Below are 25,489 nucleotides of genomic sequence, written 5' to 3'. Positions count from 1 at the left end.
GCCATGGGCTCTTACTTGATGTTGCATAACTCGATACTCGACGCCATTGGCCAAACGCCCATCGTGCGCCTGGAACAGTTTTCCGAAGACCTCGGCATCGAGGTCTACGCCAAGCTGGAATCCCTCAACCCCGGCGGAAGCCACAAGGCACGCATCGCCCTGGGCATGATCCTCGACGCCGAGCGCCGGGGCATTCTGATTCGTGGCTCAGGGCAAACCATCATTGAGCCCAGCGGCGGCAACACCGGCATCGGCCTGGTGATGGCCGGTAACGTGCTGGGCTATAAAGTGGTGCTGGTGATCCCCGACAACTACAGCCCCGAGAAGCAGAAACTGCTGCGCCTGTACGGCGCCAGGGTGGTGCTGTCGGACAGCCGCCTGGGCAACAATTCCCACGGCGAAAAGTGCATGGAGCTGCAGCTGGAAAACCCCAGCTACGTGATGCTCAACCAGCAGCGCAACGGCGCCAACCCGCAGACCCACCGTGACACCACCGCCCGGGAAATCATCCGCGCCTTCGGCGAGCTGCGTGTGGACTACTTCGTCAGCGGCATCGGCACCGGGGGCCATATCACCGGCATCGGCGAAACCCTCAAGAGCACCTGGCCGGCGATCCGCGTGATGGGGGTGGAGCCGGAAGAGTGCGACCTGCTCAGCGACCGCCATGCGCCGCACCATATCCAGGGCCTGTCGATCGGCTTGATCCCGAGCATTCTCAACGTCGCGATCATTGACGGAATGCTCAAGGTGTCGCGCCAGGAATGCCTCGACATGATCAAACGCATCATGCGCACCGACGCCATCAGCCTCGGGCTGTCGTCGGCCGCCAACATGGTAGCCATCGCCAAGCTGGCGCCGGAGCTGCCCACCGACACCGTCGTGCTGACCATGGTCTACGACAGTGCCGACAGCTATCTGCCCTGTTTTGAATAACAACTATTGCGGGGGTGCCTCCATGGGGGGCTTTATCGACATGCAACAACTGCACGATGAGTTGCTCACCCACCTCATCACCACGCTTACGCCTGCGCAGTTGAAGCAGCTGGAGGCGCATCTCGCGCCGCTGATCCAGGCGGCGGCCCAGGCGGTGGCCGAAGACCTGATCGCCTATGCCTGGCGCGACCCGGCGTCCCGTGGGCGCGGAGAGCTGATCCTCGAGTCCTACGCCTCGTTCAAGGCCGTGCTGTATTACCGCCTGGCCCACCTGGTGTGGAATTTCCCGGACAAGAACAACGGCGTGTTTTCCGCCATCGCCCTGAAGCTGAGCAACCAGGGCAAGATCCTGTCCGGCGCCGAAATTCACCCCGCGGCGCGGATCGGCCGGCGCTTTGTGCTGGACCACGGTTACGGCACGGTCATAGGTGAAACCTGCGAGATCGGCAACGACTGCTACATCCTCTGCGGCGTGACCCTCGGCGCCCGGGGCATCGCCAACAACCCGGACGGCAAGCGCCACCCGCGGCTGGGCAACAACGTGGAAGTCGGCTCCGGCGCACGGGTGCTCGGTTACGTGCTGATCGGCGACAACGTGTTCATCAGCCCGTCCTGCGTGATCACCCAGGACGTGCCGGCCGGCACCAAGGTCAAGGTGGTCAACCAGATCCAGTTGCAGAAAAACGATGAGTCGGACCACAGCAATTACCTCGGCGCGTTTGCCCTCGACGAACGCCTGCACGTGGTGGGCGAAGTCAACGCCAGCCACAAGGTGACGGTATTGGACGCTGACTTTCATCCCCTGCCCGGCCTGCTGCTGGAGCCGACAGTCAAGGAACGTCATCACCTGCAATTCCGCCTGCGGCACATCGAAACCAACGCCTACCCGCCGCGCCTGCCGCTGAACCTGAAAGTGACCGGGCCCGAATTTGAAATCACCCTGCTATCTCCTCCTGGCTTGAGCGCGATGGTTCGTCGCCTGCTGCAAGCCAGCCCACTGATCGTCGGAGGTTGAACATGTCCGTGCACACCATGGAAACCCTCGCGCTGTTCGACAGCGCGCCTTACCAGAATGCCTTCAGTGCGCGGGTGATTGCCGTCAGCGAACAGGGAATCGCCCTGGAGCACACGCTGTTCTACCCCACCGGCGGCGGCCAACCGGGGGACACCGGCCATTTCATCCTGCCCGACGGCAGCCGCGTCGACATCACCGGCACCGTGCGTGACCCGGTGCTGCGCTCGATCATCTGGCACCAGGTAGAACACTGCCCCGAGCAACTGGCCGCCGGGATGCAGGTAGACGCCAGCCTGGACTGGGAACGTCGCTACCAGCACATGAAAATGCACACCTGCCTGCACCTCCTGTGCTCGATCATCGACGCTCCGGTGACCGGTTGCAGCATCGGCGCCGACAAGGGCCGCCTGGATTTCGACCTGCCGGAAATGACCCTCGACAAAGAGACCATCACCCGTGACCTCAATGCCTTGATCGAACAGGCTCATGGGGTGAAAACCCTGTCCATGCCCGCCTCGGAGTATTCAACCCTGCTGCAGATCACTCGCACCCAGGCGGTGGCGCCACCGGTCATCCAGGGGGCAGTTCGGGTGATTGAAATCGCCGGGATCGATATCCAGCCCTGCGGCGGCACCCATGTGACCAATACCGAGGAAATCGGCCGGGTGTTCTGCGAAAAAATCGAGAAGAAGAGCAAACACAATCGCAGGGTGATCCTGCGGTTTGAATAACCGCCGAGCGACGACCGGGGCGCCGACGCCCTAGTCGCCGTTCGTACAGGAAACTGACAGCAAATTTATGCGCTTGTAACATTCAGAAACGTACAATCCCGCCAGCAACGCCTCGTTGCCCCTGACTCGCGAAAACAGCGCCCGCCCTTCTCGGTGGGTCATTCGTGCAGCAGCTAAGCTCACTCCCATCACGCCCCTGAACCTGAACGCTGCAGGAATGACTGCCTATGAAAAGAGTGTTCCGTCACTACATCCCTGCATCCACATTGCGCTTGCTCCCCAACCGCTGGGATTTGGTCGCCCTGCCCCTGGTGATCGGCTTTTTACTGTTTTTCTCCATCACTGCGCGGGAAACCTGGGCGCCTATCGCCACCCTGCAGAGTGAAGTGATCTCGCTGGACCCGGCCAACCTGCCGGAATACGCGATGCGCACCACGATGCGCATGCTGGCGGCGATGGTTGCAGCGCTGGTGTTCACCCTGTTGTACGGCACCCTGGCCGCCAAAAGCCGGCGCGCCGAGAAACTGCTGGTGCCCGTGCTCGACATCCTGCAATCAGTACCAGTGCTGGGTTACATCTCGTTCACAGTGACGTTCTTCCTGCTGCTGTTCCCCGGGCGTGTGCTCGGCGCGGAGTTCGCGGCCATCTTTGCGATTTTCACCAGCCAGGCCTGGAACATGACGTTCAGCTTCTACCAGTCGCTGCGCATGCTGCCCCATGACCTGGTGGAAGTGTCGACCAACCTGCGACTTTCCGGTTGGCAGCGGTTCTGGAAGCTCGACGTGCCCTTCGCCATGCCCGGGCTGGTGTGGAACATGATGATGAGCATGTCCGGCGGCTGGTTTTTCGTGGTCGCCTCCGAGGCCATTACCGTCGGCGACAAGACCATCACCTTGCCGGGCGTGGGCTCATACCTGGCCCTGGCGATTGCCCAGAAAGACCTGCACGCCGTGGGCTACGTGATCCTGGCGATGATTGTGGTCATCCTGATGTACGACCAGTTCCTGTTCCGCCCACTGGTGGCCTGGGCCGACAAGTTCCGCATGGAAACCACCGCCTCCCAGGGTGCCGCGCCGCAATCCTGGCTGCTGAACCTGATCCAGCGCACGCGCATCGTCCAGCGCATCCTGCGGCCTGTCACCCGCGCCATCAGCCGCATTGGCAACAAGCGCTTCAGCCTGGCGGGCGGTGCACTCAAGGCGCTGCCGGCAGAAACCCCGAAAGCGTCAAAAGTGATCGACTGGGTATGGGGCGCACTCATCGCGCTGCTGGCCGCTTATGCGCTGTACCACATCGTGCAGTACGTCGGCACCGAAGTGACCCTGGCCGAAGTCGGCCACGTATTTGTGCTGGGCTTCATCACGCTGCTGCGTGTGGCTGGCCTGATCCTGATCGCCTCGCTGATCTGGGTGCCGCTGGGCGTGATGATCGGCTTGCGCCCTGCGCTTGCGGAAAAAATCCAGCCGCTGGCGCAGTTCCTTGCGGCCTTCCCGGCGAACCTGCTGTTCCCGGTGTTCGTCATCGTGATCCTGCACTACAACCTCAACCCGGATATCTGGCTGAGCCCGCTGATTGTGCTGGGCACCCAGTGGTACATCCTGTTCAACGTGATCGCCGGAGCCAGCGCGTTCCCGAATGACTTCAAGGAAGCCGCCGCCAACTTCCGCATTCGCGGCTGGTTGTGGTGGCGCAAGGTGATGCTGCCGGGGATTTTCCCGTACTACGTCACCGGCGCGATTACCGCCTCGGGGGGTGCCTGGAACGCCAGTATCGTGTCCGAGTACGTGTCCTGGGGCCACGACAACGTGGTCGCCCACGGGCTGGGCGCCTACATCGCCCAGACCACCGCGGCCGGCGACTTCCCGAAGATCGCCCTGGGCGTGGTGGTGATGTCGATCTTCGTGGTGGCGTTCAACCGCGCTGTGTGGCGGCCGATGTACGCCATGGCTGAAAACAAACTTCGTCTGAATTGATGGGACTCGCTGTGATGACTACCTATACCGAGCATGCCGCCGACACTCCGGAAATCTACTCGTTGAAAAACGTGAACCGGGTGTTCGGCAAAGGTAAAGACGAGCTGCAAGTCCTCAGCGGCGTGAACTTGAGCCTGCACGAAGGCGAGATTGTCGGCATGCTCGGCCGGTCCGGCTCGGGCAAGTCGACCTTGCTGCGCATCATCGCCGGGCTGATTCAGCCGTCGTCGGGCGAAGTGCGCTACAACGGCGCGCCACTCACCGGCCCGGCCGAAGGCGTGGCCATGGTGTTCCAGACCTTCGCGCTGTTCCCGTGGCTGACCGTGCTGGAAAACGTCGAGGCCGGCCTGCAAGCCTTGCAGGTCGAGCGCAAGGAATCCCGCAGGCGCGCCCTGGCGGCCATCGACCTGATCGGCCTGGACGGTTTTGAAAACGCCTACCCGCGCGAACTGTCCGGCGGCATGCGCCAACGCGTGGGTTTCGCCCGCGGGCTGGTGGTGAACCCGACCCTGCTGCTGATGGACGAACCGTTCTCGGCGCTGGACGTACTCACCGCCGAAACCCTGCGTACCGACCTGCTGGATCTGTGGAGCGGCAAGCAACTGCCGATCAAGTCGATCCTGATCGTGACCCACAACATCGAAGAAGCGGTGCTGATGTGCGACCGTATCCTGGTGCTGTCGTCCAACCCTGGCCGGGTGGTGGCCGAGATCAAGGTGCCGTTTGCCCACCCGCGCAACCGCCTGGACCCGACCTTCCGGCAAATGGTCGACGACATCTACGCCCTGATGACCGACCGCCGCAGCGCCGACGCGAGCAGAGGTTTGCCTGAGCTGAAAATGGGCAGCCTGTTGCCGGAAGTCTCCACCAACCTGATGGCTGGCCTGATCGAAACCCTGGCCGCCGAGCCCTACAATGGCCACGCCGGCCTGCCGACCGTGGCTGAACGGCGTTTGCTGGAAGTCGACGATCTGTTCCCGGTGGCGGAGATGCTTGAGCATTTGGGTTTCGCCGAACTCAAGGGTGCCGATATCACCCTGACCGATGCCGGCAAACTGTTCGCCGACTACGGCACCCAGGAGCGTAAAACCCTGTTCGCCGAACACTTGATCCGCCACGTGCCATTGGCCGCGCGCATTCACCAGGTGTTGCTTGAGCGCAGCGGCCACCGGGCGCCACGGGTGCGCTTCGAGCAGGAGCTGGAAGACTCGATGACGGAAGCCTTTGTGGAGAAAACCCTGGAAAGCGTGGTGGCCTGGGGGCGGTATGCGGAGATTTTCTCCTATGACGACCATACCGAGACATTCAGCCTGGATGATGTGGAAGGCAGCATGTAGGTTCAATGTGGGAGCGGGCTTGCTCGCGAATGCGGTGGATCAGCCATATATGTATTGGCTGACACTCCGCATTCGCGAGCAAGCCCGCTCCCACATTTGACCAGTGGTGTTCTTCAGATGACGAACAGGTCCACAAACCGGTTTACCGGAGTGGCCTCAAGCCGTGCCTGATCCTTGCACAGCGCAAAAATCTCGGCACTGCGCTGCGCGGTAAACCGGGTCGCCAGGTTGGCCTTGAACTTGTCTTCAAGCAACGGAATGCCATCCACCCGACGGCGACGGTGGCCAATCGGGTATTCCACGGCCACCTGTTCGGTGCTGGAACCATCCTTGAAGAACACCTGCACCGCATTGGCGATGGAGCGCTTGTCGGCCTCCAGGTATTCGCGGCTGTAGCGCGGCTCCTCGACAATCACCATCTTTTCGCGCAGCTCATCGATGATCGGATGGGCCGCGTGGAATTCATCTTCGTATTGCTCGGCCACCAGGTTGCCAAACGCCAGCGGTACGGCGGTCATGTACTGGAGGCAATGATCGCGGTCCGCCGCGTTGGCCAACTGCCCGACCTTGGAGATGATCCGGATCGCCGATTCGTGAGTTGTGATCACAATCTTGTCGATCTCATGCAGGCGGTGCTTCACCTGTGGGTGCAGGGTGACTGCTGCCTCGCAGGCGGTTTGTGCGTGGAACTCGGCGGGGAAGCTGATCTTGAACAGTACGTTCTCCATCACATACGTGCCGTAGGGCTGCGACAGGCTGAAGGCGCGCTTGTCTTCGGGCTTGAGCGCCAGGTCCTTGTTGGTGTGGCTGAACAGCACGTCGTAAAAGCCCCACTGCGGCGCGCTCAACACACCGGGAATGCCCATCTCGCCGCGCATGGCGATATCCGCCAGGCGCACCCCGCGACTCGACGCATCCCCCGCCGCCCACGACTTGCGCGAACCGGCGTTCGGCGCATGACGATAAGTACGCAATGCCTGGCCATCGACAAACGCCTGGGACAGGGCCGACAGCAGTTGCTCACGGTTGGCGCCCATCAGCTTGGCGGTGACGGCGGTGGAGGCGACTTTCACCAGCAGCACGTGGTCAAGGCCGACACGGTTGAAGGAGTTTTCCAGGGCAATCACACCCTGGATTTCGTGGGCCATGATCATCGCCTCAAGCACGGCCCGCACGGTCAGCGGTGCGTCGCCGTTGGCCACGCGTTTTTGCGAGAGATGGTCGGCGACCGCGAGGATGCCACCGAGGTTATCGGAAGGGTGACCCCATTCGGCGGCAAGCCAGGTGTCGTTGTAGTCGAGCCAGCGCACGATGCAGCCGATGTCCCATGCGGCCTTGACCGGGTCCAGGCGGAACGAGGTGCCCGGCACCCGTGCGCCGAACGGCACCACCGTGCCTTCGACGATCGGCCCCAGGTGCTTGGTGCACTCCGGGAAACGCAGGGCCAGCAGGCCGCAACCGAGGGTGTCCATCAGGCAGTTGCGGGCGGTGTCGAGGGCATCGCGGGATTCGATCCTGAAATTCAGTACGTAGTCGGCGATGTCCTGCAGGACCTGGTCGTAGTCGGGGCGGTTGTTCTGGTCGACGTTGGCGCTCATGGCAGTACTCCAAAGTGGGTTAGGTGTGGTCCATCCTCAGGGTCAGGGTGTTCGTTCCCACGCTCTGCGTGGGAATGCCGCCTTGGACGCTCTGCGTCCCGTAAAAGGGTGACGCAGAGCGTCACGGGATGCATTCCCACGCAGAGCGTGGGAACGATCGGTTAGAAAGAGTCGCCGGGGACGCGTACGAACCCTTCCATCAACACTCGCGCACTGCGGCTCATGATGGCTTTTTTCACGACCCATTCACCGTCGATCTGGCTGGCCTCGGCGCCTACGCGCAACGTCCCGGAGGGATGCCCGAACCGCACCGCATTGCGCTCCACGCCGCCCGCCGCCAAATTCACCAGCGTGCCGGAAATCGCCGCCGCCGTGCCAATCGCCACCGCCGCCGTGCCCATCATCGCGTGGTGCAACTTGCCCATGGACAGCGCCCGCACCAGCAGGTCGACATCACCCGCCCTGATCGCCTTGCCGCTGGACGCCACGTAGTCCGCAGGCCGCGCCACAAACGCCACCTTCGGCGTGTGCTGACGCTGGGCCGCTTCGTCCAGGTGTTTGATCAAGCCCATGCGCAGCGCACCATGGGCGCGGATGGTTTCAAACATCGCCAGGGCCTTGGGGTCGCCATTGATCGCGCCCTGCAACTCGGTACCGGTGTAACCCAGGTCCTGGGCGTTGATGAAGATGGTGGGAATCCCGGCGTTGATCAGCGTCGCCTTGAATGTGCCGACACCCGGCACGTCCAGGTCATCCACCAGATTGCCGGTAGGGAACATCGAGCCACCGCCGCCCTCTTCTTCCGCCGCCGGGTCCATGAATTCCAACTGCACCTCGGCGGCCGGGAAGGTCACGCCGTCGAGTTCGAAGTCGCCGGTTTCCTGCACCGCACCGTCGGTGATCGGTACGTGAGCGATGATGGTCTTGGCGATATTCGCCTGCCACACCCGCACCACGGCCACGCCGTTGTGCGGAATGCGCGCGGCATCTACCAGGCCGGCGCTGATGGCGAACGAACCCACCGCCGCCGACAGGTTGCCGCAGTTGCCGCTCCAGTCCACGAACGGTTTGTCGATGGACACCTGTCCGAACAGGTAATCCACGTCGTGATCGGCTCGGGTACTTTTGGCCAGGATCACGGTTTTGCTGGTGCTGGAAGTCGCGCCGCCCATGCCGTCGATTTGCTTGTCATACGGGTCGGGGCTGCCGATCACCCGCAACAACAATGCATCCCGCGCCGCGCCCGGCACCTGGGCCGACTCGGGCAAATCCTTGAGGCTGAAAAACACGCCTTTACTGGTGCCGCCACGCATGTAGGTGGCGGGAATCTTGATCTGCGGTACGTGTGCCATGGTGGTCCTCATGGGCCGGGGCGTTGACCCCGGCCGCAGTTATCAGGCAGTTACAGCCGATTCCAGGAAGTCCTGGGCAAAACGTTGCAACACGCCGCCCGCCTCGTAGATCGACACTTCTTCAGCCGTGTCCAGCCGGCAGGTCACCGGCACCTCGACACGCTCGCCGTTCTTGCGGTTGATCAGCAACGTCAGTTGCGCACGCGGGGTGCGTTCGCCGATCACGTCGTAGGTTTCCGTGCCGTCGATCTTCAGGGTCTTGCGGTCGGTGCCCGGCAGGAACTCCAGCGGCAGCACGCCCATGCCCACCAGGTTGGTGCGGTGGATGCGCTCGAAACCTTCGGCGGCAATCGCTTCAACACCGGCCAGGCGTACGCCCTTGGCCGCCCAGTCCCGGGACGAACCCTGGCCGTAGTCGGCGCCGGCAATGATGATCAGCGGCTGCTTGCGCTCCATGTAGGTTTCGATGGCTTCCCACATGCGCGTGACCTTGCCTTCCGGCTCCAGGCGCGCCAGCGAACCCTGCTTGACCTTACCGTCTTCAACCACCATTTCATTGAACAGTTTCGGGTTGGCGAAGGTGGCGCGCTGCGCGGTCAAGTGGTCGCCGCGGTGGGTCGCGTAGGAGTTGAAGTCGACTTCCGGCAGGCCCATTTTCGCCAGGTATTCGCCCGCGGCGCTGTCGAGCATGATCGCGTTGGACGGCGACAGGTGATCGGTGGTGATGTTGTCCGGCAGCACCGCCAGCGGGCGCATGCCCTTGAGCGGACGTGCACCGGCCAGGGCACCTTCCCAGTACGGCGGGCGACGGATGTAGGTGCTCTGCGGGCGCCAGTCGTACAGCGGCGTGACCTTCGGGCCGGTGTCTTCGTGGATCGCGAACATCGGGATGTACACCTGGCGAAACTGCTCCGGCTTGACCGACGCCTTGACCACCGCGTCGATTTCTTCGTCGCTTGGCCAGATGTCCTTGAGGCGGATTTCCTTGCCGTTGGCGTCCAGGCCCAGCACGTCTTTTTCGATGTCGAAACGGATGGTGCCGGCAATCGCATAGGCCACCACCAGCGGCGGCGACGCGAGGAACGCTTGCTTGGCGTACGGGTGGATACGGCCGTCGAAGTTGCGGTTACCCGAAAGCACGGCGGTGGCGTACAGGTCGCGGTCGATGATCTCTTGCTGGATCACCGGGTCGAGTGCGCCGGACATGCCGTTGCAGGTGGTGCAGGCGAACGCCACGACACCAAAACCGAGTTGCTCCAGTTCGGTGGTCAGCCCGGCTTCGTCGAGGTACATCGCGACGGTTTTCGAACCCGGTGCCAGGGACGACTTGACCCACGGCTTGCGGGGCAGGCCGAGCTTGTTGGCATTGCGTGCCAGCAGGCCGGCGGCAATCACGTTGCGCGGGTTGCTGGTGTTGGTGCAACTGGTGATGGCGGCGATGATCACCGCGCCGTCGGGCATTTGCCCCGGCACGTCATCCCACTGGCCGGAGATGCCCTTGGCCGCCAGGTCGCTGGTGGCGACGCGGGCGTGGGGGTTGCTCGGGCCGGCCATGTTGCGCACCACCGAGGACAAATCGAAGCTCAGGCCACGCTCGTATTGCGCGCCCTTGAGGTCGTCCGCCCACAGGCCGGTGTGGCGAGCGTACTGCTCCACCAGGGTGACTTGCTCGTCTTCACGACCGGTGAGTTTCAGGTAGGCGATGGTCTGTTGGTCGATGTAAAACATCGCGGCGGTGGCGCCATATTCCGGGGCCATGTTGGAGATGGTGGCGCGGTCGCCCAGAGTCAGCGCCGAAGCACCTTCACCGAAGAACTCCAGCCACGCACCGACGACCTTCTGCTTGCGCAGGAACTCGGTCAGCGCCAGCACCATGTCGGTGGCGGTGATGCCCGGTTGCAGCTTGCCCGTCAGCTCCACGCCAACACTTTCCGGCAGGCGCATCCACGAGGCGCGGCCGAGCATCACGCTCTCTGCTTCAAGGCCGCCAACGCCGATGGCGATCACGCCCAAGGCATCAACGTGAGGCGTGTGGCTGTCGGTGCCGACGCAGGTATCCGGGAAGGCCACGCCGTCACGTACCTGGATCACCGGAGACATTTTCTCCAGGTTGATCTGGTGCATGATGCCGTTGCCCGGCGGGATCACGTCGACGTTCTTGAAGGCCTTTTTGGTCCACTCGATAAAGTGAAAACGGTCTTCGTTGCGACGGTCTTCGATGGCGCGGTTTTTCTCGAACGCCTGCGGGTCAAAACCACCGGCTTCGACGGCCAGGGAGTGGTCGACGATCAGTTGGGTCGGCACCACCGGGTTGACCTGGGCCGGGTCACCGCCTTGCAGGGCGATGGCATCGCGCAGGCCGGCAAGGTCCACCAGGGCGGTCTGGCCGAGGATGTCGTGGCATACCACGCGGGCCGGGAACCATGGGAAATCGAGGTCGCGCTTGCGTTCGATCAGTTGGCTCAAGGAGGCATTGAGGGTTGCGGGGTCGCAGCGACGCACCAGGTTTTCCGCGAGTACGCGGGAGGTGTACGGCAGTGTGGCGTAGGCGCCGGGGGTGATTGCATCGACTGCCGCGCGGGCGTCAAAGAAATCGAGGCGGCTGCCGGGGAGCGGTTTGCGGTGTTCAGTGTTCATCGTCAGGACTCGGTCACGGTAGTTGCAAAAGGAAGAACCGTTGCTGATCCAAGGTGGAATGCGATCAAAATGTGGGAGCGGGCTTGCTCGCGAAAGCGGTGTGTCATGCAACACACATGGCGACTGTCACACCGCCTTCGCGAGCAAGCCCGCTCCCACCTTTTTGATCCGGTTTCACCCCAAGATCAGCGGTTTCTCCACTCAGCGACGTTCGATTGGCACGAACTTGCGCTGCTCAACGCCGATGTACTCGGCGCTCGGACGGATGATGCGGTTGTTGGCTCGCTGCTCGAACACGTGAGCTGCCCATCCTGTCAGCCGCGAGCAGACGAAAATCGGGGTGAACAGCTTCGTCGGGATGCCCATGAAGTGGTACGCCGAGGCATGGTAGAAGTCGGCGTTGGGGAACAGTTTCTTCTGCTCCCACATGGTCTTGTCGATGGCTTCGGAAACCGGGAACAGCACGGTGTCGCCCACTTCGTCGGCGAGTTTTTTCGACCAGCCCTTGATCACCTCGTTACGCGGGTCGCTGTCTTTATAGATCGCGTGGCCAAAGCCCATGATCTTGTCCTTGCGCGCCAGCATGCCGAGGGTGCCTTCCACCGCTTCCTGGGCAGAAGAGAAACGCTCGATCATCTCCATCGCCGCTTCGTTGGCACCACCGTGCAACGGGCCACGCAGGGAGCCGATGGCGGCGGTCACGCAGGAATACAGGTCCGACAGGGTCGACGCACACACGCGGGCGGTGAAGGTCGAGGCGTTGAATTCGTGCTCGGCGTAGAGAATCAGCGACACGTTCATCACCTTGACGTGCAAGTCGCTGGGCTTCTTGTCGTGCAGCAGGTGCAGGAAGTGCCCGCCGATGCTCGGCTCGTCGGTCACGCAGTTGATGCGCTGGCCGTCGTGGCTGAAGCGGTACCAGTAGCACATGATCGCCGGGAACGCGGCCAGCAGGCGGTCGGTCACGTCGCGCTGCACGGAGAAGTCTTTCTCCGGCTCGATATTGCCCAGGAACGAGCAACCGGTGCGCATCACGTCCATCGGGTGCGCGTCGGCGGGGATGCGTTCCAGCACTTCTTTCAGCGCCTGGGGCAGGTCGCGCAGTTTGCCGAGCTTGGCGGTGTAGGCGGCCAGTTCGGCTTTGGTCGGCAGTTCGCCGTAGAGCAGCAGGTAAGCGACTTCTTCAAACTGGGCATCGGCGGCGAGTTCGCGCACGTCGTAGCCGCGATAGGTCAAGCCGGCACCGGCCTGGCCCACGGTGGACAGTGCGGTTTGCCCGGCAACCTGGCCACGCAGGCCAGCTCCACTGAGTACTTTTGCTTCGGCCATGGTTATCTCCAATCTTGTAGTTATTAGTGAGGCGCTCGCGTTACTTCTTGGCGGCGAACAGCGCGTCGAGCTTCTGCTCGAAGGTGTGGTAGTCGATGCGATCATAAAGCTCCATGCGGGTTTGCATGGTGTCGATCACGTTCTGCTGGGTGCCGTCGCGACGGATCGCGGTGTAGACGTTCTCGGCCGCCTTGTTCATGGCGCGGAAGGCCGAGAGCGGGTACAGGACGATGGAAACATCCGCAGATTTCAGTTGATCGACGGTATAGAGAGGTGTCGCACCGAATTCGGTGATGTTGGCCAGGATCGGCGCTTTCACCCGGGAGGCGAACAGCTTGTACATCTCAAGCTCAGTGATGGCTTCCGGGAACACCATGTCGGCACCGGCCTCGATGCAGGCGGCCGCACGTTCCAGGGCGGATTCCAAACCTTCCACGGCCAGTGCGTCGGTGCGGGCCATGATCACGAAGCTGTCATCGGTACGCGCATCCACCGCAGCCTTGATGCGGTCGACCATTTCCTGCTGGGACACGATTTCTTTGTTCGGGCGATGGCCGCAACGCTTGGCGCCCACCTGGTCTTCGATATGGATCGCCGCCGCGCCGAACTTGATCATCGACTTGACGGTGCGCGCCACGTTGAACGCGGAGGAGCCGAAACCGGTGTCCACGTCCACCAGCAGCGGCAGGTCGCACACGTCGGTGATGCGGCGCACGTCCGTCAGCACGTCATCCAGGCCGGTGATGCCCAGGTCCGGCACACCGAGGGAGCCGGCAGCCACCCCGCCACCCGACAGGTAGATCGCCTTGAAGCCGGCGCGCTTGGCCAGCAGCGCATGGTTGGCGTTGATCGCGCCGACTACCTGCAACGGGTGCTCGCTGGCAACCGCGTCACGGAAACGCTGGCCTGGAGTGGTGTTGTTATTGGAACTCATGACTCACCTCGTGATTGGGGAGCGCCGTCCGGGAAGTGACGGGCAATGTTGCGTTTGGAGGCGCCGATATGCCGGCGCATCAACAACTCGGCCAGTTCACCGTCGCGATCGGCAATCGCGTCAAGAATGCGGTGATGCTCGGCAAAGGCCTGGCGTGGACGATTGGGGGTGGCGGAGAACTGGATGCGGTACATGCGCACCAACTGATACAGCTCGCCGCACAACATTTGGGTCAGGGTGCGATTACCGGCGCCTTGAATTATCCGGTAATGAAAATCGAAGTCGCCTTCCTGCTGGTAGTAGCCGACACCGGCCTGGAAGGCCGCATCGCGCTCGTGGGTGTGCAACACCTGGCGCAGCTCTTCGATCTCGGCGTCGGTCATGCGCTCGGCGGCCAGGCGGCAGGCCATGCCTTCCAGGGATTCGCGGATTTCGTAGAGTTCGATCAGTTCTTCATGGCTCAACGAGACCACTCGCGCGCCCACATGGGGGATGCGCACCAGCAGGCGCTGGCCTTCCAGGCGATGAATCGCCTCGCGCAGCGGGCCACGGCTGATGCCATAGGTGCGCGCCAGTTCCGGCTCGGAGATCTTGCTGCCGGGGGCGATTTCGCCCTTGACGATGGCGGCCTGGATACGCCGGAAGACGTTCTCGGACATGGTCTGGGAATCGTCTTGGGCCATCACTGGGGATTCCAGTTGATCCAGCATATTGTCGACACCTTTAAAAGCAATGCCGCAAAAACTAGCCAATCAGCCCCGGATAGTCAAAGAATAAATACACATTGTCGACAATCGTCTAATAACCCGCCTTGCACTCTATCGGGGCATGGCCGGCTGCCAGCGCTGGCGCCAGAAAACCTTCATGTTAGAATGCCGGCCACTTTTGCCTCACATCCCTGGATGAAAAGGCGCACGAGGGAGCTTGCGCAGCAATGCCAGTCGCCTTGAATTGAACATCGCACTGCACCGCGTCAGGATTTATGAGACTCAAGCCCTTCCCCCTTTTGCTTCTACTGTTTATCCCGGGCCTTGGCGTTGCTGCCGAGAAGACCGTTTATGGACTCAATGAATACGCCAAGTTGGCCGGCATTGACCTGGAAGTGGCCGCCAAGCTCGACACCGGGGCCAAGACCGCGTCCTTGAGCGCCCGCGACATCAAGCGCTTCAAGCGCAACGGCGAGTCCTGGGTGCGCTTCTACCTGGCCATCGACACCGCACACTCCCACCCCATCGAGCGTCCCCTGGCCCGCGTTAGCAAGATCAAGCGCCGCGCCGGTGACTACGACCCCGATGAAGACAAGAACTACACCGCCCGTCCAGTCATCGCCCTGGACATCTGCATGGGCACCGCTTTACGCAGTATCGAAGTGAACTTGACTGACCGCAGCGCCTTCCAATACCCGCTGCTGATCGGCTCCGAAGCGCTGAAACGCTTTGATGCGCTGGTCGACCCCAGTCTTAAATACGCGGCGGGCAAACCTGCCTGCGCCTCCGACGCTCATACCGCTGAGTAATTTGAATGCGCTCTCTTAATCTGCACCTGAAAATCCTGATCGCCGTTTTGGTGGTCTTGGGCATTTCGGTCACCGCCTATCAGATTTTCGTGCTGGGGATTCCCGTCACCGAGGACGCCACCGACGACCTGTGGAACATCGACGCCAAGGTCGAGTTCGTCGCCAGCGCCAAGGACCCGGTGAAAATCCAGATGTTCGTGCCGCCCCTGAGCCGCGACTTCGTCAGCCTGAATGAAAGCTTTATCTCGAATAACTACGGCGTCAGCGTCAATCGCCTCGACGGCAACCGCAAGGTCACCTGGTCGGCACGCCGGGCCAAGGGCAACCAGACCCTCTACTACCGCCTGGTGCTGACCAAGCGTTACAGCGGTGAAAAGGTCAAGGTCAAGGGCCCGACCTTCCGCGACAGCATCGCCGTCGAAGGCCCGGAAAAAATCGCCGCCGAAGCCCTGCTGGCGCCGATCCGCCAGCACTCGGCCGACGTCGAGACCTTTATCAGCGAAGCCATCAAGCGCACCAACAACCTCAACGACGACAACGTGAAGCTGCTGCTGGCGGGCGACCCGTCGACGCCGCACAAGGCCAAGATCGTCGAGTTGCTGCTGTCCATCGCCCACGTGCCGGTGGAAAAGGTCCACACCATCCGCCTGGTGGCCGACCAGCCGCAAACCCCGGAACTCTGGCTGCGCAGTTTCAATGGCAACGACTGGCTGTACTTCAACCCCGACACCGGCGAGCAAGGCCTGCCGGCCGACCGCCTGCTGTGGTGGACCGGTGATGAAAACCTGATCACCGTCGACGGCGGCAAGAAGGCCATGGTGACCTTCAGCCTCAACAACAGCGAAATGAACGCGATTCGCCTGGCCAAGCTGACGGACGAAAACACCGACGCCAACTTCCTCGAGTACTCGCTGTACGGCCTACCGCTGCAAACCCAGCAGACCTTCATGATCATGGTGATGATCCCGATTGGCGTGCTGGTGATCCTGATCCTGCGCAACCTGATCGGCCTGCAGACCCTCGGCACGTTTACCCCGGTGCTGATTGCCCTGGCGTTCCGCGAGACACAGCTGGGCTTCGGGATTGTGCTGTTCACCATTATTACGGCGCTGGGGCTGTCGCTTCGGTCTTACCTGGAACACTTGAAGCTGCAGATGCTGCCGAGGCTCTCGGTGGTGCTGACCTTCGTGGTGGTGCTGATCGCCGCCATCAGTCTGTTCAGCCACAAGCTCGGCCTGGAGCGCGGGTTGTCGGTGGCACTGTTCCCGATGGTGATCCTGACCATGACCATCGAACGCCTGTCGATCACCTGGGAAGAACGCGGTGGCGGCCATGCGATGAAAGTCGCGATCGGCACGCTGTTCGCCGCTTCCCTGGCGCACATCATCATGAGCGTGCCGGAACTGATCTACTTCGTGTTCACCTTCCCGGCGATCCTGTTGATCCTGGTGGGCTTCATGCTGGCCATGGGTCGTTATCGCGGCTACCGCCTGACCGAACTGGTGCGTTTCAAGGCCTTCCTCAAGGCTGACTCGTAATGTTCGGCTTCTGGAAGACCTGGAAGGCCTTGGAAGCGCGGGGGATCATGGGCATCAACCGGCGAAATGCCGACTACGTGCTCAAGTACAACAAGCGCAGCCTGTATCCGATCGTCGATGACAAGATCATCACCAAGGAACGGGCCATGGCCGCCGGCATCCACGTGCCGGAAATGTACGGGGTCATTTCCACCGAGAAGGAAATCGACAAGCTCGACGAGATCATCGGCGGGCGCAGCGACTTCGTGATCAAGCCGGCCCAGGGCGCCGGTGGTGACGGTATCCTGGTGATCGCCGACCGTTTTGAAGGGCGCTATCGAACGGTCTCCGGCAAGATCATCAGCCATGAAGAAATCGAGCATCAGATTTCCAGCATCCTCACCGGCCTGTATTCCCTCGGCGGCCACCGTGACCGCGCGCTGATCGAATACCGGGTGGTGCCCGACCAGATCTTCAAGAGCATCAGCTACGAAGGCGTACCGGACATCCGCATCATTGTGCTGATGGGCTACCCGGTGATGGCCATGCTGCGCTTGCCCACCCGCCAGTCCGGCGGCAAGGCCAACCTGCACCAGGGCGCGATTGGCGTGGGTGTCGACCTCGCCACCGGCCTGACCCTGCGCGGCACCTGGCTGAACAACATCATCACCAAGCACCCCGACACCACCAATGCGGTGGACGGCGTGCAACTGCCCAACTGGGACGGTTTCATGAAGCTCGCCGCCGGCTGCTACGAGCTGTGCGGCCTGGGCTATATCGGCGTGGATATGGTGCTGGACCAGGAAAAGGGTCCCCTGATCCTGGAACTTAACGCTCGCCCGGGGCTGAACATCCAGATTGCCAACGACTGCGGCCTGACCTTGCGCACCCATGCCGTGGAGGCTCGACTGGAAGAGCTGAAGGCGGCGGGCGTGACGGAAACACCGGAGGAACGGGTTAAGTTTGTGCAGGAAATGTTTGGGCATATTCCGGCGGTCGAGGGATAAACCCAGTGACCTGCTCCGTACACCCGCTGCCCTACCGGGCCAACCCTGCCGAATACTTTGCAGCAATCCGCCATGCGCCCGGCGCGGTGCTGCTGGACAGTGGCCGACCGGCGGCCGAGCGCGGCCGTTATGACCTGCTGAGCGCCTGGCCCGAGACGACCCTGGCGGTACTGCCCGACGAAAGCGGCAGTGATTTCCTGCAGCGCCTGCGGGAAAACCTGACGTTGCTGGGTGAAGCCACGATCCCCGCGCCCTACGAACTGCCGTTTGCCGGTGGCCTCATCGGCTACCTGAGCTACGACTTCGGTCGTCATCTTGAGCACCTGCCGCACCTGGCGGTGGACGACCTGCACCTGCCGGATGCACGCTTTGGCCTGTACGCCTGGGCCTTGATCAGCGATCACCAGGCGCAGACCAGCCAACTGGTGTTCCACCCCAAACTGGCGGAAAGCGAACGGCAACGCCTGATTACCTTGTTCGGTCAGCCGACCATCAGCGCATCGGCCACCTTCAAGCTGCAAGGCCCAATGGCCCCGGACGTGACAGCCGACACCTACCAGCACGCCCTCGCCCGTATCCAGGACTACATCCAGGCCGGTGACTGCTACCAGGTCAACTTTGCCCAACGTTTCCGTGCTCCGTGCAGTGGCGATCCGTGGGTGGCCTACTGCGCCTTGCGCGAAGCCTGCCCAACACCGTTTTCCGGGTTCCAAAGCTTGCCGGATGATGGCGCGGTATTGAGTTTATCGCCGGAGCGCTTCGTCAAAATCAGCCAGCGCCAGGTGGAAACCCGCCCGATCAAGGGCACCCGGCCAAGGGGTGCGACGCCTGAGGAAGATGCAGCCAACGCCGCTGAATTGCTGGCCAGCCCCAAGGATCGTGCCGAAAACCTGATGATCGTCGACCTGCTGCGCAACGACTTGGGCCGCACCTGCCGTACCGGCTCGGTGAAAGTGCCGGAGTTGTTCAGCCTGGAAAGCTATCCCAACGTGCATCATCTGGTGAGCAGCGTCACCGGTGAGCTGGCGGACGATAAAGACGCCCTCGACCTGATCGCCGGCAGCTTCCCCGGCGGCTCCATCACCGGCGCACCGAAGATTCGCGCGATGCAGATCATCGACGAGCTGGAGCCGACCCGGCGCGGGTTGTATTGCGGTTCGCTGGTGTATCTGGACGTGCGCGGCGAGATGGACAGCTCCATCGCCATTCGCAGCCTGTTGGTCAAGGATGGTCAGGTGTGCTGCTGGGGCGGCGGCGGGATTGTCGCGGACTCGGAGTGGCAGGCGGAGTATCAGGAGTCGATGACCAAGGTGCGGGTGTTGTTACAAACCTTGGAAAGCCTGTAGCACCCAGCCCCTTCCTGGCTCGCTGACGTAGAGCCACGCAGCAGAAAAGACCTGAATCAGTACCGAAGTAGACGGGGTCGAAGCCGGAGGATAGCGTCCGGTTTCAACCGTCCACCAGCCGTCTGTGAAGGATCACATGAAACGACTGCCTACTTGTCAGGAAAGATTTCCGAGATTGCATCTGCCCTCAACCGCACCTATTATCTCCCAAATTGGGAGGTCGCAGCGATGCGGATAATCGCTCTGTCTGGCCTACGAATATTCTGGGAAAACCACGCTGGTTGCATGGATGCCAAAACGCCGCTGGTCGAGCTGTATCGCCATATGGAAAAAGCTGTTTACCCAACCCCTCAGGCCCTCAAGGCAGAGCTAAGGACAGCGAGCATTCTCAAAGGGGGCAGGGTTGTGTTCAACATAGGCGGCAACAAGTATCGAGTGATCATGGCGATCAATTATCAGCGACAGCTTGCGTTCATACGCTTCGTGGGGACCCACGCGCAGTACGATCAGATCAATGCGGAGACCGTGTGATGAACATCAAACCCATTCATTCCCAGGAAGACCTGACCGCTGCGCTCGCGCGCGTCGAACAGCTATGGGAAGCGGAAATCGGCTCGCCCGAGGGTGACGAGCTGGAAATTCTCGCGATACTTATCGAAAAGTACGAAGCGGAGCATTTCCCAATGCCGCCTTCGGATCCCGTAGAAGCGATTAAATTTCGAATGGAGCAACTAGGCCTGACCGCCCGTGACCTGGAGCCTTTCATAGGTCCGAGCGGGCGGGTTTCCGAAGTGTTGAATCATAAGCGCAAGCTGAGCTTGTCGATGATCAAACGCCTGCATGAAGGCTTGCGCATTCCTTATGAGAGTTTGCTGGCAGGGGTCTAGGCTGTGCAGTGGCCATACCGGCCCCATCGCGGGCAAGCCCGGCTCCCACATGGGAGCGCGGTCAACATGTGGGAGCTGGCTTCCATCAGCCACACCCAATAACTTACAGGCTCAACTGCCGATTCGACGCCTTGATGAACTCTTTCTTCAAGTCCTCAAACGTATGCACCGCCGGGAACTGCGGGAACTCGCGAATCACGTTCTCCGGCGCGTGGAACAGAATCCCACGGTCGGCCTCACCCAGCATGGTGGTGTCGTTGTAGGAATCACCAGCGGCAATCACGCGGTAGTACAGGGTTTTGAAGGCCAGCACCGACTGACGCTTGGGATCTTTCTGACGCAGCTGGTAGCTCACCACCCGGTCACTCTCGTCGGTGATCAACCGGTGGCACAGCAAGGTCGGGAAACCCAGTTGGCGCATCAGCGGCTGGGAGAACTCATAGAAGGTGTCAGACAGGATCACCACCTGGAAGCGCTCGCGCAGCCAGTTGACGAACTCGATGGCGCCGTCCAGCGGCTTGAGGGTGGCGATCACTTCCTGGATGTCCGAGAGCTTCAGCCCATGCTCATCAAGAATGCGCAGGCGCTGTTTCATCAGCACGTCGTAGTCGGGGATGTCCCGGGTGGTGGCCCGCAAGGATTCAATACCGGTTTTTTCGGCGAAGGCGATCCAGATTTCCGGAACCAGCACCCCTTCCAGGTCGAGACAGGCAATTTCCACAAGACACTCCCATTTAAAGTTATTGAGTTGAGCGAGCAAAAGGACTGCCGAACTCTAGCGATTCACGCTGGCCGCCGCAACGCAGGCGGGATTTTGTTACCATCGCCCCCCTATAGAGCGCTCAGCGCCACTGACCTGTAGGAACCGTCCTGATGAACCAAGCCTTCGACGTCGCTGAACTCGCCGCGACTTACGCCAACAAATCCGCCCAGGACATTCTCAAGCTGGCCTTCAGCCAGTTTGGCGACGACCTGTGGATCTCTTTCAGCGGTGCCGAGGACGTGGTGCTGGTAGACATGGCCTGGAAGCTGAACAAGAACGTCAAGGTGTTCAGCCTCGACACCGGTCGCCTGCACCCGGAGACCTACCGGTTTATCGAGCAGGTGCGTGAGTTCTACAAGATCGACATCGAACTGATCTCGCCGGACCAGAGCAAGCTGGAACCCTTCGTCAAGGAAAAGGGCCTGTTCAGTTTCTACAAGGACGGCCATGGCGAGTGCTGTGGCGTGCGCAAGATCGAACCGCTGCGCCGCAAGCTGTCCGGTGTGAGCGCCTGGGCCACCGGCCAGCGCCGCGACCAGAGCCCCGGCACCCGCAGCCAGGTGGCCGCGCTGGAAATCGATACGGCTTTTTCCACCCCGGAACGCACCCTGTACAAGTTCAACCCGCTGGCGCAGATGACCAGTGAGGAAGTATGGGGTTACATCCGCATGCTGGAGTTGCCGTACAACAGCCTGCACGAGCGCGGTTTTATCAGCATCGGCTGTGAGCCGTGCACCCGTCCGGTACTGCCGAACCAGCACGAACGCGAAGGCCGTTGGTGGTGGGAAGAAGCAACCCAAAAAGAATGCGGGTTGCACGCCGGGAACATCATCAGCAAGGCGTAACGCCTGAGCCAGAATCCTGTACACAGAAATGTCACCATCGGTGCCATTTTTGTGTTCACTTATAAGATCCTGCACCGAAAAGTTACATCCTCCCTCGTCACACCTCTTCTAAAATCCCCGCCCCTCTCTGCGCTACAAAATAAATAGCTGTTCAAACGGTCAATTTATATCGCTTTAAATTCAGTCTGTTATTTCCAATCACGCTAAAAACCAAATCGCCGTGTATTTCACCCGGCGAAAATCTGGCACGCATGTGGCTTAAGGCAAAACACACTTTGTATACAATTAATAAAAAAGATACATACACTTTGACATCAGCCGCTCTCCTGCTGATGTCCAGGAGCCTGCCGGAATGCGTACAAGTCTCTCCAATAACATCGCACTGGATCTGCCCTCCTCCACCCTGAACCCCGAGGCCACGAGCCCCGGCCCGTTGGTCCTCAGCCCGCGCCTGCACAACAAGGACCTGGCACCCACCAAGGCCGAAGGCCGGCGCTGGGGCCGCTACAGCATCTTTGCCTTGTGGACCAACGATGTGCACAACATCGCCAACTACTCCTTCGCCATCGGCCTGTATGCGCTGGGCCTGGGTGGCTGGCAGATTCTGCTGTCCCTGGGGATCGGCGCGGCGCTGGTGTACTTCTTCATGAACCTGTCGGGCTATATGGGGCAGAAGACCGGCGTACCGTTTCCAGTGATCAGCCGCATCAGTTTTGGCATCCATGGTGCGCAGATTCCGGCACTGATTCGTGCGGTGATCGCGATTGCCTGGTTCGGGATACAGACCTACCTGGCCTCGGTGGTTTTCCGCGTGCTATTGACAGCGGTTCATCCAGGTTTTGCCGACTACGACCACAACTCGATCCTCGGCCTGTCCACCCTGGGCTGGGCGTGTTTTGTGGCGATCTGGTTTGTGCAGCTCGCCATCCTCGCCTATGGGATGGAGATGGTGCGCCGCTATGAAGCCTTCGCCGGGCCGGTGATTCTGCTGACAGTAGCGTCCCTGGCCGGCTGGATGTATTTCCAGGCCGGCGGCCAGATCGCCTGGTCGATCCGCGAGCCGCTGACCGGTGGTGAGATGTGGCGCAATATCTTTGCCGGCGGCGCGCTGTGGCTGGCGATCTACGGCACGCTGATCCTGAATTTCTGCGACTTCGCCCGCTCCTCGCCGTGCCGCAAGACCATCAAGGTCGGCAACTTCTGGGGCCTGCCGGTGAATATCCTGGTGTTCGCGGCCATCACCGTGCTGCTGTGCGGCGGGCAGTTCCACCTCAATGGCCGGGTGATCGAGAGCCCTACGGAAATCATTGCGGCGATACCCAACACATTCTTCCTGGTGCTGGGCTGCCTGGCGTTCCTGATTGTGACCGTGGCGGTGAACATCATGGCCAACTTCGTCGCGCCGGCCTTTGTGCTGAGCAACCTGGCGCCCAAGTACCTGAACTTCCGCCGCGCCGGGCTGATCAGCGCCACCGTGGCGGTGTTGATCCTGCCGTGGAACCTCTACAACAGCCCGCTGGTGATCGTGTATTTCCTCTCAGGGCTGGGCGCACTGCTGGGGCCGTTGTACGGGGTGATCATGGTCGACTACTGGTTGATCCGCAAAAGCCAGGTGGACGTGCCGCAGCTGTATAGCGAAGACCCGAATGGCGCTTATTACTACAGCCGCGGGATCAATTTGCGCGCCGTGGCGGCCTTCATTCCTGCCGCGGTGATCGCCATTCTCCTGGCCCTGCTGCCCGGTTTCGCCCTCGTCTCGCCCTTCTCCTGGCTGATTGGCGCCGGTATTGCAGGGCTGCTGTACCTGCTCTTCGCCAAGCGCCAGCCGTACTACGCCGATGTGAGCGGCGAAAGCATTGCAGTCGATAACGTCAGTCATTAAGTAAGGACATTCCATGCGCATCCTTGTGGTCAACGTCAACACCACCGAGTCCATCACCGAGGCCATCGCCAAACAGGCACGGGCGGTGGCGTCCCCCGGCACCGAGATCGTCGGCCTGACTCCGTTTTTCGGTGCCGAATCGGTGGAAGGCAATTTCGAAAGCTACCTGGCGGCCATCGCGGTGATGGACCGGGTGATGGCCTACGACCAGCCGTTCGATGCGGTAATCCAGGCGGGCTACGGCGAACATGGCCGCGAAGGCTTGCAGGAGTTGCTCAACGTGCCGGTGGTGGACATCACCGAAGCGGCCGCCAGCACCGCGATGTTCCTCGGACATGCCTACTCCGTGGTGACGACTCTGGACCGCACCGTGCCGCTGATCGAGGACCGGCTGAAACTGGCCGGCTTATATCAGCGGTGCGCGTCGGTACGGGCCAGCGGCATGGCGGTATTGGAACTGGAGGAAGACCCGCTGCGGGCCATGGAGGCCATCGTGCGCCAGGCTGAATTGGCGATCAGCGAAGACAAGGCCGAAGTGATCTGCCTGGGCTGCGGCGGCATGGCCGGGCTGGATGAGCAGATTCGCTACCGCACGGGTGTGCCGGTGGTGGACGGCGTGACCTCGGCGGTCACCATTGCCGAAGGCCTGGTGCGGTTGGGACTGTCGACCTCGAAGATCCGCACGTTTGCGACGCCGAGGCCGAAGAAAGTGATCGGCTGGCCCAGAAAGTTCGGACACTGAAGATCCGAAAGGTGGGAGCGGGCTTGCTCGCGAAAGCGGTGGATCAGTCGATGCATGTGGTGACTGTCACACCGCCTTCGCGAGCAAGCCCGCTCCCACACTTTGATCCCCACAAGGATCAAATGGCGCTGAACCGCCGCCCCAACTCGCGTTCGACAAACTGCTCCAGGATGAAATCCACAAACGCCCGGGTCTTGCCGGGCAGCAGCTTGTGTTCGGCGTAGTACAGCGAGATGTTGCCGTCGTCGACGTACCAGTCGGGCAGCACTCGCACCAGTTGCCCGCTGTCCAGATACGGCACCGCCATCGGCATGCTGACCAGCGCAATCCCCAGGCCCTGGGCGCTGGCGCAGCAGGCAGCGCCCGAGTCGCTCATGGTCATGCGCGGCTTGAGCACCAGCGGGCGTTGTTCGCGCGTGCGGTGGGTGAGTTGCCACGAACGCACGCGCCCGGTTTGCGGTGAGCGGATCAGGATGCCGTTGCACACAGACAAGTCCTCGGGCGCGACTACCGGCTTGCGTTTGGCGAGGTATTCCGGTGAGGCCAGCAGGATCCGGTGCGCCGGCGCCAGCTTGCGCGCGACCACGCCCTGGGGCAGCTCAAAACCACCGCCGATCGCGGCATCGAAACCCTGGCCGATCAGGTCCACCTGGCGGTTATCAAAATGCCAGTCGGGGTTGATATCAGGAAAGCGCTTTAGAAACTCCCCCAGCAACGGCACCACATAACGGTTGCCGAACACCGTGCCCATGCTCACTTTCAGCGTGCCCACTGGCCGCCCTTCGGCACTGGCCAGGTTAGCCACGGCGTTTTGAATGGTGGTGAGGCTGCCGCTGACTTCTTCGAGGAAGAGCTTGCCGGCCTCAGTCAGCGTCAGGCGCCGGGTACTGCGCTGGAACAGCCTTACACCCAGGCGCGCCTCCAGCTTGGCCACACTTTTGCCCACGGCCGCCGGGGTTAGGCTCAGGTGCCGGGCAGCCTCGGCAAAACTGCCGCCTTCGGCGCTGCGCACGAAGCATTCGATACTGCCAAAGCTTTCCATATCGCCCCACTCTAAACTTTTGGTTTACACAGACTATAGCAATCACGGTCTACCGGGCGCGCCGGGTGAGGTCGATACTCGACTCCAACCTCAACACACCTTT

Annotated in this window: 22 protein-coding genes; 14 read left to right on the top strand and 8 right to left on the bottom strand. The window is 61.6% G+C overall.

The genetic code is table 11. From position 1 onward, the window contains the following. Positions 1–18 precede the first annotated feature (18 nt). The 5 genes from HX873_RS01255 to HX873_RS01235 all read left to right on the top strand — a co-directional run bounded on the left by HX873_RS01255 (position 19) and on the right by HX873_RS01235 (position 5,989). Positions 19–933: a PLP-dependent cysteine synthase family protein gene (locus HX873_RS01255; RefSeq protein ID WP_043225528.1), complete on the top strand. Its 915-nt coding sequence runs from the start codon at positions 19–21 to the stop codon at positions 931–933. 22 nt (positions 934–955) lie between these two features. After that, positions 956–1,948: a serine O-acetyltransferase gene (locus HX873_RS01250; RefSeq protein WP_003214992.1), complete on the top strand. Its 993-nt coding sequence runs from the start codon at positions 956–958 to the stop codon at positions 1,946–1,948. Positions 1,949–1,950: 2 nt separating this feature from the next. After that, on the top strand, positions 1,951–2,679 hold the full coding sequence (locus HX873_RS01245) for an alanyl-tRNA editing protein (protein ID WP_003214990.1): 729 nt from the start codon (positions 1,951–1,953) through the stop codon (positions 2,677–2,679). 227 nt (positions 2,680–2,906) lie between these two features. Beyond that, the gene (locus HX873_RS01240; protein WP_134325938.1) at positions 2,907–4,652 is read left to right on the top strand and encodes an ABC transporter permease subunit; all 1,746 of its coding nucleotides are present in this window, start codon (positions 2,907–2,909) and stop codon (positions 4,650–4,652) included. Positions 4,653–4,666: 14 nt separating this feature from the next. Next, positions 4,667–5,989: an AAA-associated domain-containing protein gene (locus tag HX873_RS01235; protein ID WP_008432668.1), complete on the top strand. Its 1,323-nt coding sequence runs from the start codon at positions 4,667–4,669 to the stop codon at positions 5,987–5,989. A 113-nt stretch (positions 5,990–6,102) separates the two neighbouring features. On the opposite strand, the gene prpD is transcribed toward HX873_RS01235, so the two are convergent. The 6 genes from prpD to HX873_RS01205 form a co-directional block, all read right to left on the bottom strand. Continuing rightward, positions 6,103–7,587 (bottom strand): 2-methylcitrate dehydratase, encoded by a 1,485-nt coding sequence (prpD, locus tag HX873_RS01230; RefSeq protein WP_102368359.1) that lies wholly within the window; start codon positions 7,585–7,587, stop codon positions 6,103–6,105. 161 nt (positions 7,588–7,748) lie between these two features. Then, positions 7,749–8,939, bottom strand: coding sequence for a 2-methylaconitate cis-trans isomerase PrpF (prpF, locus tag HX873_RS01225; RefSeq protein ID WP_177122270.1), 1,191 nt, complete (start codon positions 8,937–8,939; stop codon positions 7,749–7,751). A 42-nt stretch (positions 8,940–8,981) separates the two neighbouring features. Next, a complete protein-coding gene (gene acnD, locus HX873_RS01220) occupies positions 8,982–11,576 on the bottom strand; it encodes a Fe/S-dependent 2-methylisocitrate dehydratase AcnD (RefSeq protein ID WP_177122269.1) in 2,595 nt (864 codons plus the stop codon). Between the two features lie 201 nt (positions 11,577–11,777). Continuing rightward, positions 11,778–12,905 (bottom strand): 2-methylcitrate synthase, encoded by a 1,128-nt coding sequence (prpC, locus tag HX873_RS01215; RefSeq protein WP_134325934.1) that lies wholly within the window; start codon positions 12,903–12,905, stop codon positions 11,778–11,780. Positions 12,906–12,945: 40 nt separating this feature from the next. Then, positions 12,946–13,839, bottom strand: a complete 894-nt coding sequence (gene prpB / locus HX873_RS01210; RefSeq protein ID WP_003214976.1) for a methylisocitrate lyase — start codon at positions 13,837–13,839, stop codon at positions 12,946–12,948. Further along, positions 13,836–14,549 (bottom strand): GntR family transcriptional regulator, encoded by a 714-nt coding sequence (locus tag HX873_RS01205; RefSeq protein WP_177122268.1) that lies wholly within the window; start codon positions 14,547–14,549, stop codon positions 13,836–13,838. Before HX873_RS01205 ends, prpB begins: the two co-directional genes overlap by 4 nt. A gap of 272 nt (positions 14,550–14,821) precedes the next feature. Here HX873_RS01205 and HX873_RS01200 point away from each other — a divergent pair, with 272 nt between their 5' ends. From HX873_RS01200 to HX873_RS01175, 6 genes are all read left to right on the top strand, one after another. After that, the gene (locus tag HX873_RS01200; protein WP_023659091.1) at positions 14,822–15,355 is read left to right on the top strand and encodes an ATP-dependent zinc protease; all 534 of its coding nucleotides are present in this window, start codon (positions 14,822–14,824) and stop codon (positions 15,353–15,355) included. A gap of 5 nt (positions 15,356–15,360) precedes the next feature. After that, the gene (locus HX873_RS01195; RefSeq protein ID WP_003214971.1) at positions 15,361–16,893 is read left to right on the top strand and encodes an inactive transglutaminase family protein; all 1,533 of its coding nucleotides are present in this window, start codon (positions 15,361–15,363) and stop codon (positions 16,891–16,893) included. Beyond that, positions 16,893–17,879: an alpha-L-glutamate ligase-like protein gene (locus HX873_RS01190; RefSeq protein ID WP_003214969.1), complete on the top strand. Its 987-nt coding sequence runs from the start codon at positions 16,893–16,895 to the stop codon at positions 17,877–17,879. The genes HX873_RS01195 and HX873_RS01190 overlap by 1 nt, the downstream gene beginning before the upstream one ends. A gap of 5 nt (positions 17,880–17,884) precedes the next feature. Next, entirely contained in the window at positions 17,885–19,225 is a 1,341-nt protein-coding gene (gene pabB / locus HX873_RS01185) for an aminodeoxychorismate synthase component I (protein ID WP_087695202.1), read from the top strand. A gap of 228 nt (positions 19,226–19,453) precedes the next feature. Further along, entirely contained in the window at positions 19,454–19,756 is a 303-nt protein-coding gene (locus HX873_RS01180; RefSeq protein ID WP_177122276.1) for a type II toxin-antitoxin system HigB family toxin, read from the top strand. Beyond that, positions 19,756–20,112 (top strand): type II toxin-antitoxin system HigA family antitoxin, encoded by a 357-nt coding sequence (locus HX873_RS01175; RefSeq protein WP_087695204.1) that lies wholly within the window; start codon positions 19,756–19,758, stop codon positions 20,110–20,112. The genes HX873_RS01180 and HX873_RS01175 overlap by 1 nt, the downstream gene beginning before the upstream one ends. Positions 20,113–20,215: 103 nt before the next feature. Here HX873_RS01175 and thrH read toward each other — a convergent pair whose 3' ends face one another. Next, positions 20,216–20,833: a bifunctional phosphoserine phosphatase/homoserine phosphotransferase ThrH gene (thrH, locus tag HX873_RS01170; protein ID WP_102368354.1), complete on the bottom strand. Its 618-nt coding sequence runs from the start codon at positions 20,831–20,833 to the stop codon at positions 20,216–20,218. A gap of 152 nt (positions 20,834–20,985) precedes the next feature. On the opposite strand from thrH, the gene HX873_RS01165 reads away from it, so the two are divergent. From HX873_RS01165 to HX873_RS01155, 3 genes are all read left to right on the top strand, one after another. Continuing rightward, a complete protein-coding gene (locus tag HX873_RS01165; protein WP_003214958.1) occupies positions 20,986–21,720 on the top strand; it encodes a phosphoadenylyl-sulfate reductase in 735 nt (244 codons plus the stop codon). Between the two features lie 352 nt (positions 21,721–22,072). Then, on the top strand, positions 22,073–23,602 hold the full coding sequence (locus tag HX873_RS01160) for an NCS1 family nucleobase:cation symporter-1 (RefSeq protein ID WP_008432689.1): 1,530 nt from the start codon (positions 22,073–22,075) through the stop codon (positions 23,600–23,602). A gap of 13 nt (positions 23,603–23,615) precedes the next feature. Next, complete coding sequence (locus HX873_RS01155; protein WP_177122267.1) at positions 23,616–24,344, top strand: aspartate/glutamate racemase family protein; 729 nt, start codon at positions 23,616–23,618, stop codon at positions 24,342–24,344. A gap of 118 nt (positions 24,345–24,462) precedes the next feature. On the opposite strand, the gene HX873_RS01150 is transcribed toward HX873_RS01155, so the two are convergent. Further along, positions 24,463–25,386 (bottom strand): LysR family transcriptional regulator, encoded by a 924-nt coding sequence (locus tag HX873_RS01150; RefSeq protein WP_102605104.1) that lies wholly within the window; start codon positions 25,384–25,386, stop codon positions 24,463–24,465. Positions 25,387–25,489 lie beyond the last annotated feature (103 nt).

Source organism: Pseudomonas sp. P7758, assembly GCF_013386485.1.
Lineage (GTDB): Bacteria > Pseudomonadota > Gammaproteobacteria > Pseudomonadales > Pseudomonadaceae > Aquipseudomonas.
Note: the sequence above shows the minus strand (reverse complement) of the source record. Positions and strands in the feature narration are given on the sequence as shown.

What these genes read in the sequence shown, in the direction of transcription:
- HX873_RS01255 (WP_043225528.1), top strand. Translation starts at nt 19, where the DNA reads ATGTTGCATAACTCGATACTCGACGCCATTGGCCAAACGCCCATCGTG.
- HX873_RS01250 (WP_003214992.1), top strand. Translation starts at nt 956, where the DNA reads ATGGGGGGCTTTATCGACATGCAACAACTGCACGATGAGTTGCTCACC.
- HX873_RS01245 (WP_003214990.1), top strand. Translation starts at nt 1,951, where the DNA reads ATGTCCGTGCACACCATGGAAACCCTCGCGCTGTTCGACAGCGCGCCT.
- HX873_RS01240 (WP_134325938.1), top strand. Translation starts at nt 2,907, where the DNA reads ATGAAAAGAGTGTTCCGTCACTACATCCCTGCATCCACATTGCGCTTG.
- HX873_RS01235 (WP_008432668.1), top strand. Translation starts at nt 4,667, where the DNA reads ATGACTACCTATACCGAGCATGCCGCCGACACTCCGGAAATCTACTCG.
- prpD (WP_102368359.1), bottom strand. Translation starts at nt 7,587, where the DNA reads ATGAGCGCCAACGTCGACCAGAACAACCGCCCCGACTACGACCAGGTC.
- prpF (WP_177122270.1), bottom strand. Translation starts at nt 8,939, where the DNA reads ATGGCACACGTACCGCAGATCAAGATTCCCGCCACCTACATGCGTGGC.
- acnD (WP_177122269.1), bottom strand. Translation starts at nt 11,576, where the DNA reads ATGAACACTGAACACCGCAAACCGCTCCCCGGCAGCCGCCTCGATTTC.
- prpC (WP_134325934.1), bottom strand. Translation starts at nt 12,905, where the DNA reads ATGGCCGAAGCAAAAGTACTCAGTGGAGCTGGCCTGCGTGGCCAGGTT.
- prpB (WP_003214976.1), bottom strand. Translation starts at nt 13,839, where the DNA reads ATGAGTTCCAATAACAACACCACTCCAGGCCAGCGTTTCCGTGACGCG.
- HX873_RS01205 (WP_177122268.1), bottom strand. Translation starts at nt 14,549, where the DNA reads ATGCTGGATCAACTGGAATCCCCAGTGATGGCCCAAGACGATTCCCAG.
- HX873_RS01200 (WP_023659091.1), top strand. Translation starts at nt 14,822, where the DNA reads ATGAGACTCAAGCCCTTCCCCCTTTTGCTTCTACTGTTTATCCCGGGC.
- HX873_RS01195 (WP_003214971.1), top strand. Translation starts at nt 15,361, where the DNA reads ATGCGCTCTCTTAATCTGCACCTGAAAATCCTGATCGCCGTTTTGGTG.
- HX873_RS01190 (WP_003214969.1), top strand. Translation starts at nt 16,893, where the DNA reads ATGTTCGGCTTCTGGAAGACCTGGAAGGCCTTGGAAGCGCGGGGGATC.
- HX873_RS01180 (WP_177122276.1), top strand. Translation starts at nt 19,454, where the DNA reads ATGCGGATAATCGCTCTGTCTGGCCTACGAATATTCTGGGAAAACCAC.
- HX873_RS01175 (WP_087695204.1), top strand. Translation starts at nt 19,756, where the DNA reads ATGAACATCAAACCCATTCATTCCCAGGAAGACCTGACCGCTGCGCTC.
- HX873_RS01165 (WP_003214958.1), top strand. Translation starts at nt 20,986, where the DNA reads ATGAACCAAGCCTTCGACGTCGCTGAACTCGCCGCGACTTACGCCAAC.
- HX873_RS01160 (WP_008432689.1), top strand. Translation starts at nt 22,073, where the DNA reads ATGCGTACAAGTCTCTCCAATAACATCGCACTGGATCTGCCCTCCTCC.
- HX873_RS01155 (WP_177122267.1), top strand. Translation starts at nt 23,616, where the DNA reads ATGCGCATCCTTGTGGTCAACGTCAACACCACCGAGTCCATCACCGAG.
- HX873_RS01150 (WP_102605104.1), bottom strand. Translation starts at nt 25,386, where the DNA reads ATGGAAAGCTTTGGCAGTATCGAATGCTTCGTGCGCAGCGCCGAAGGC.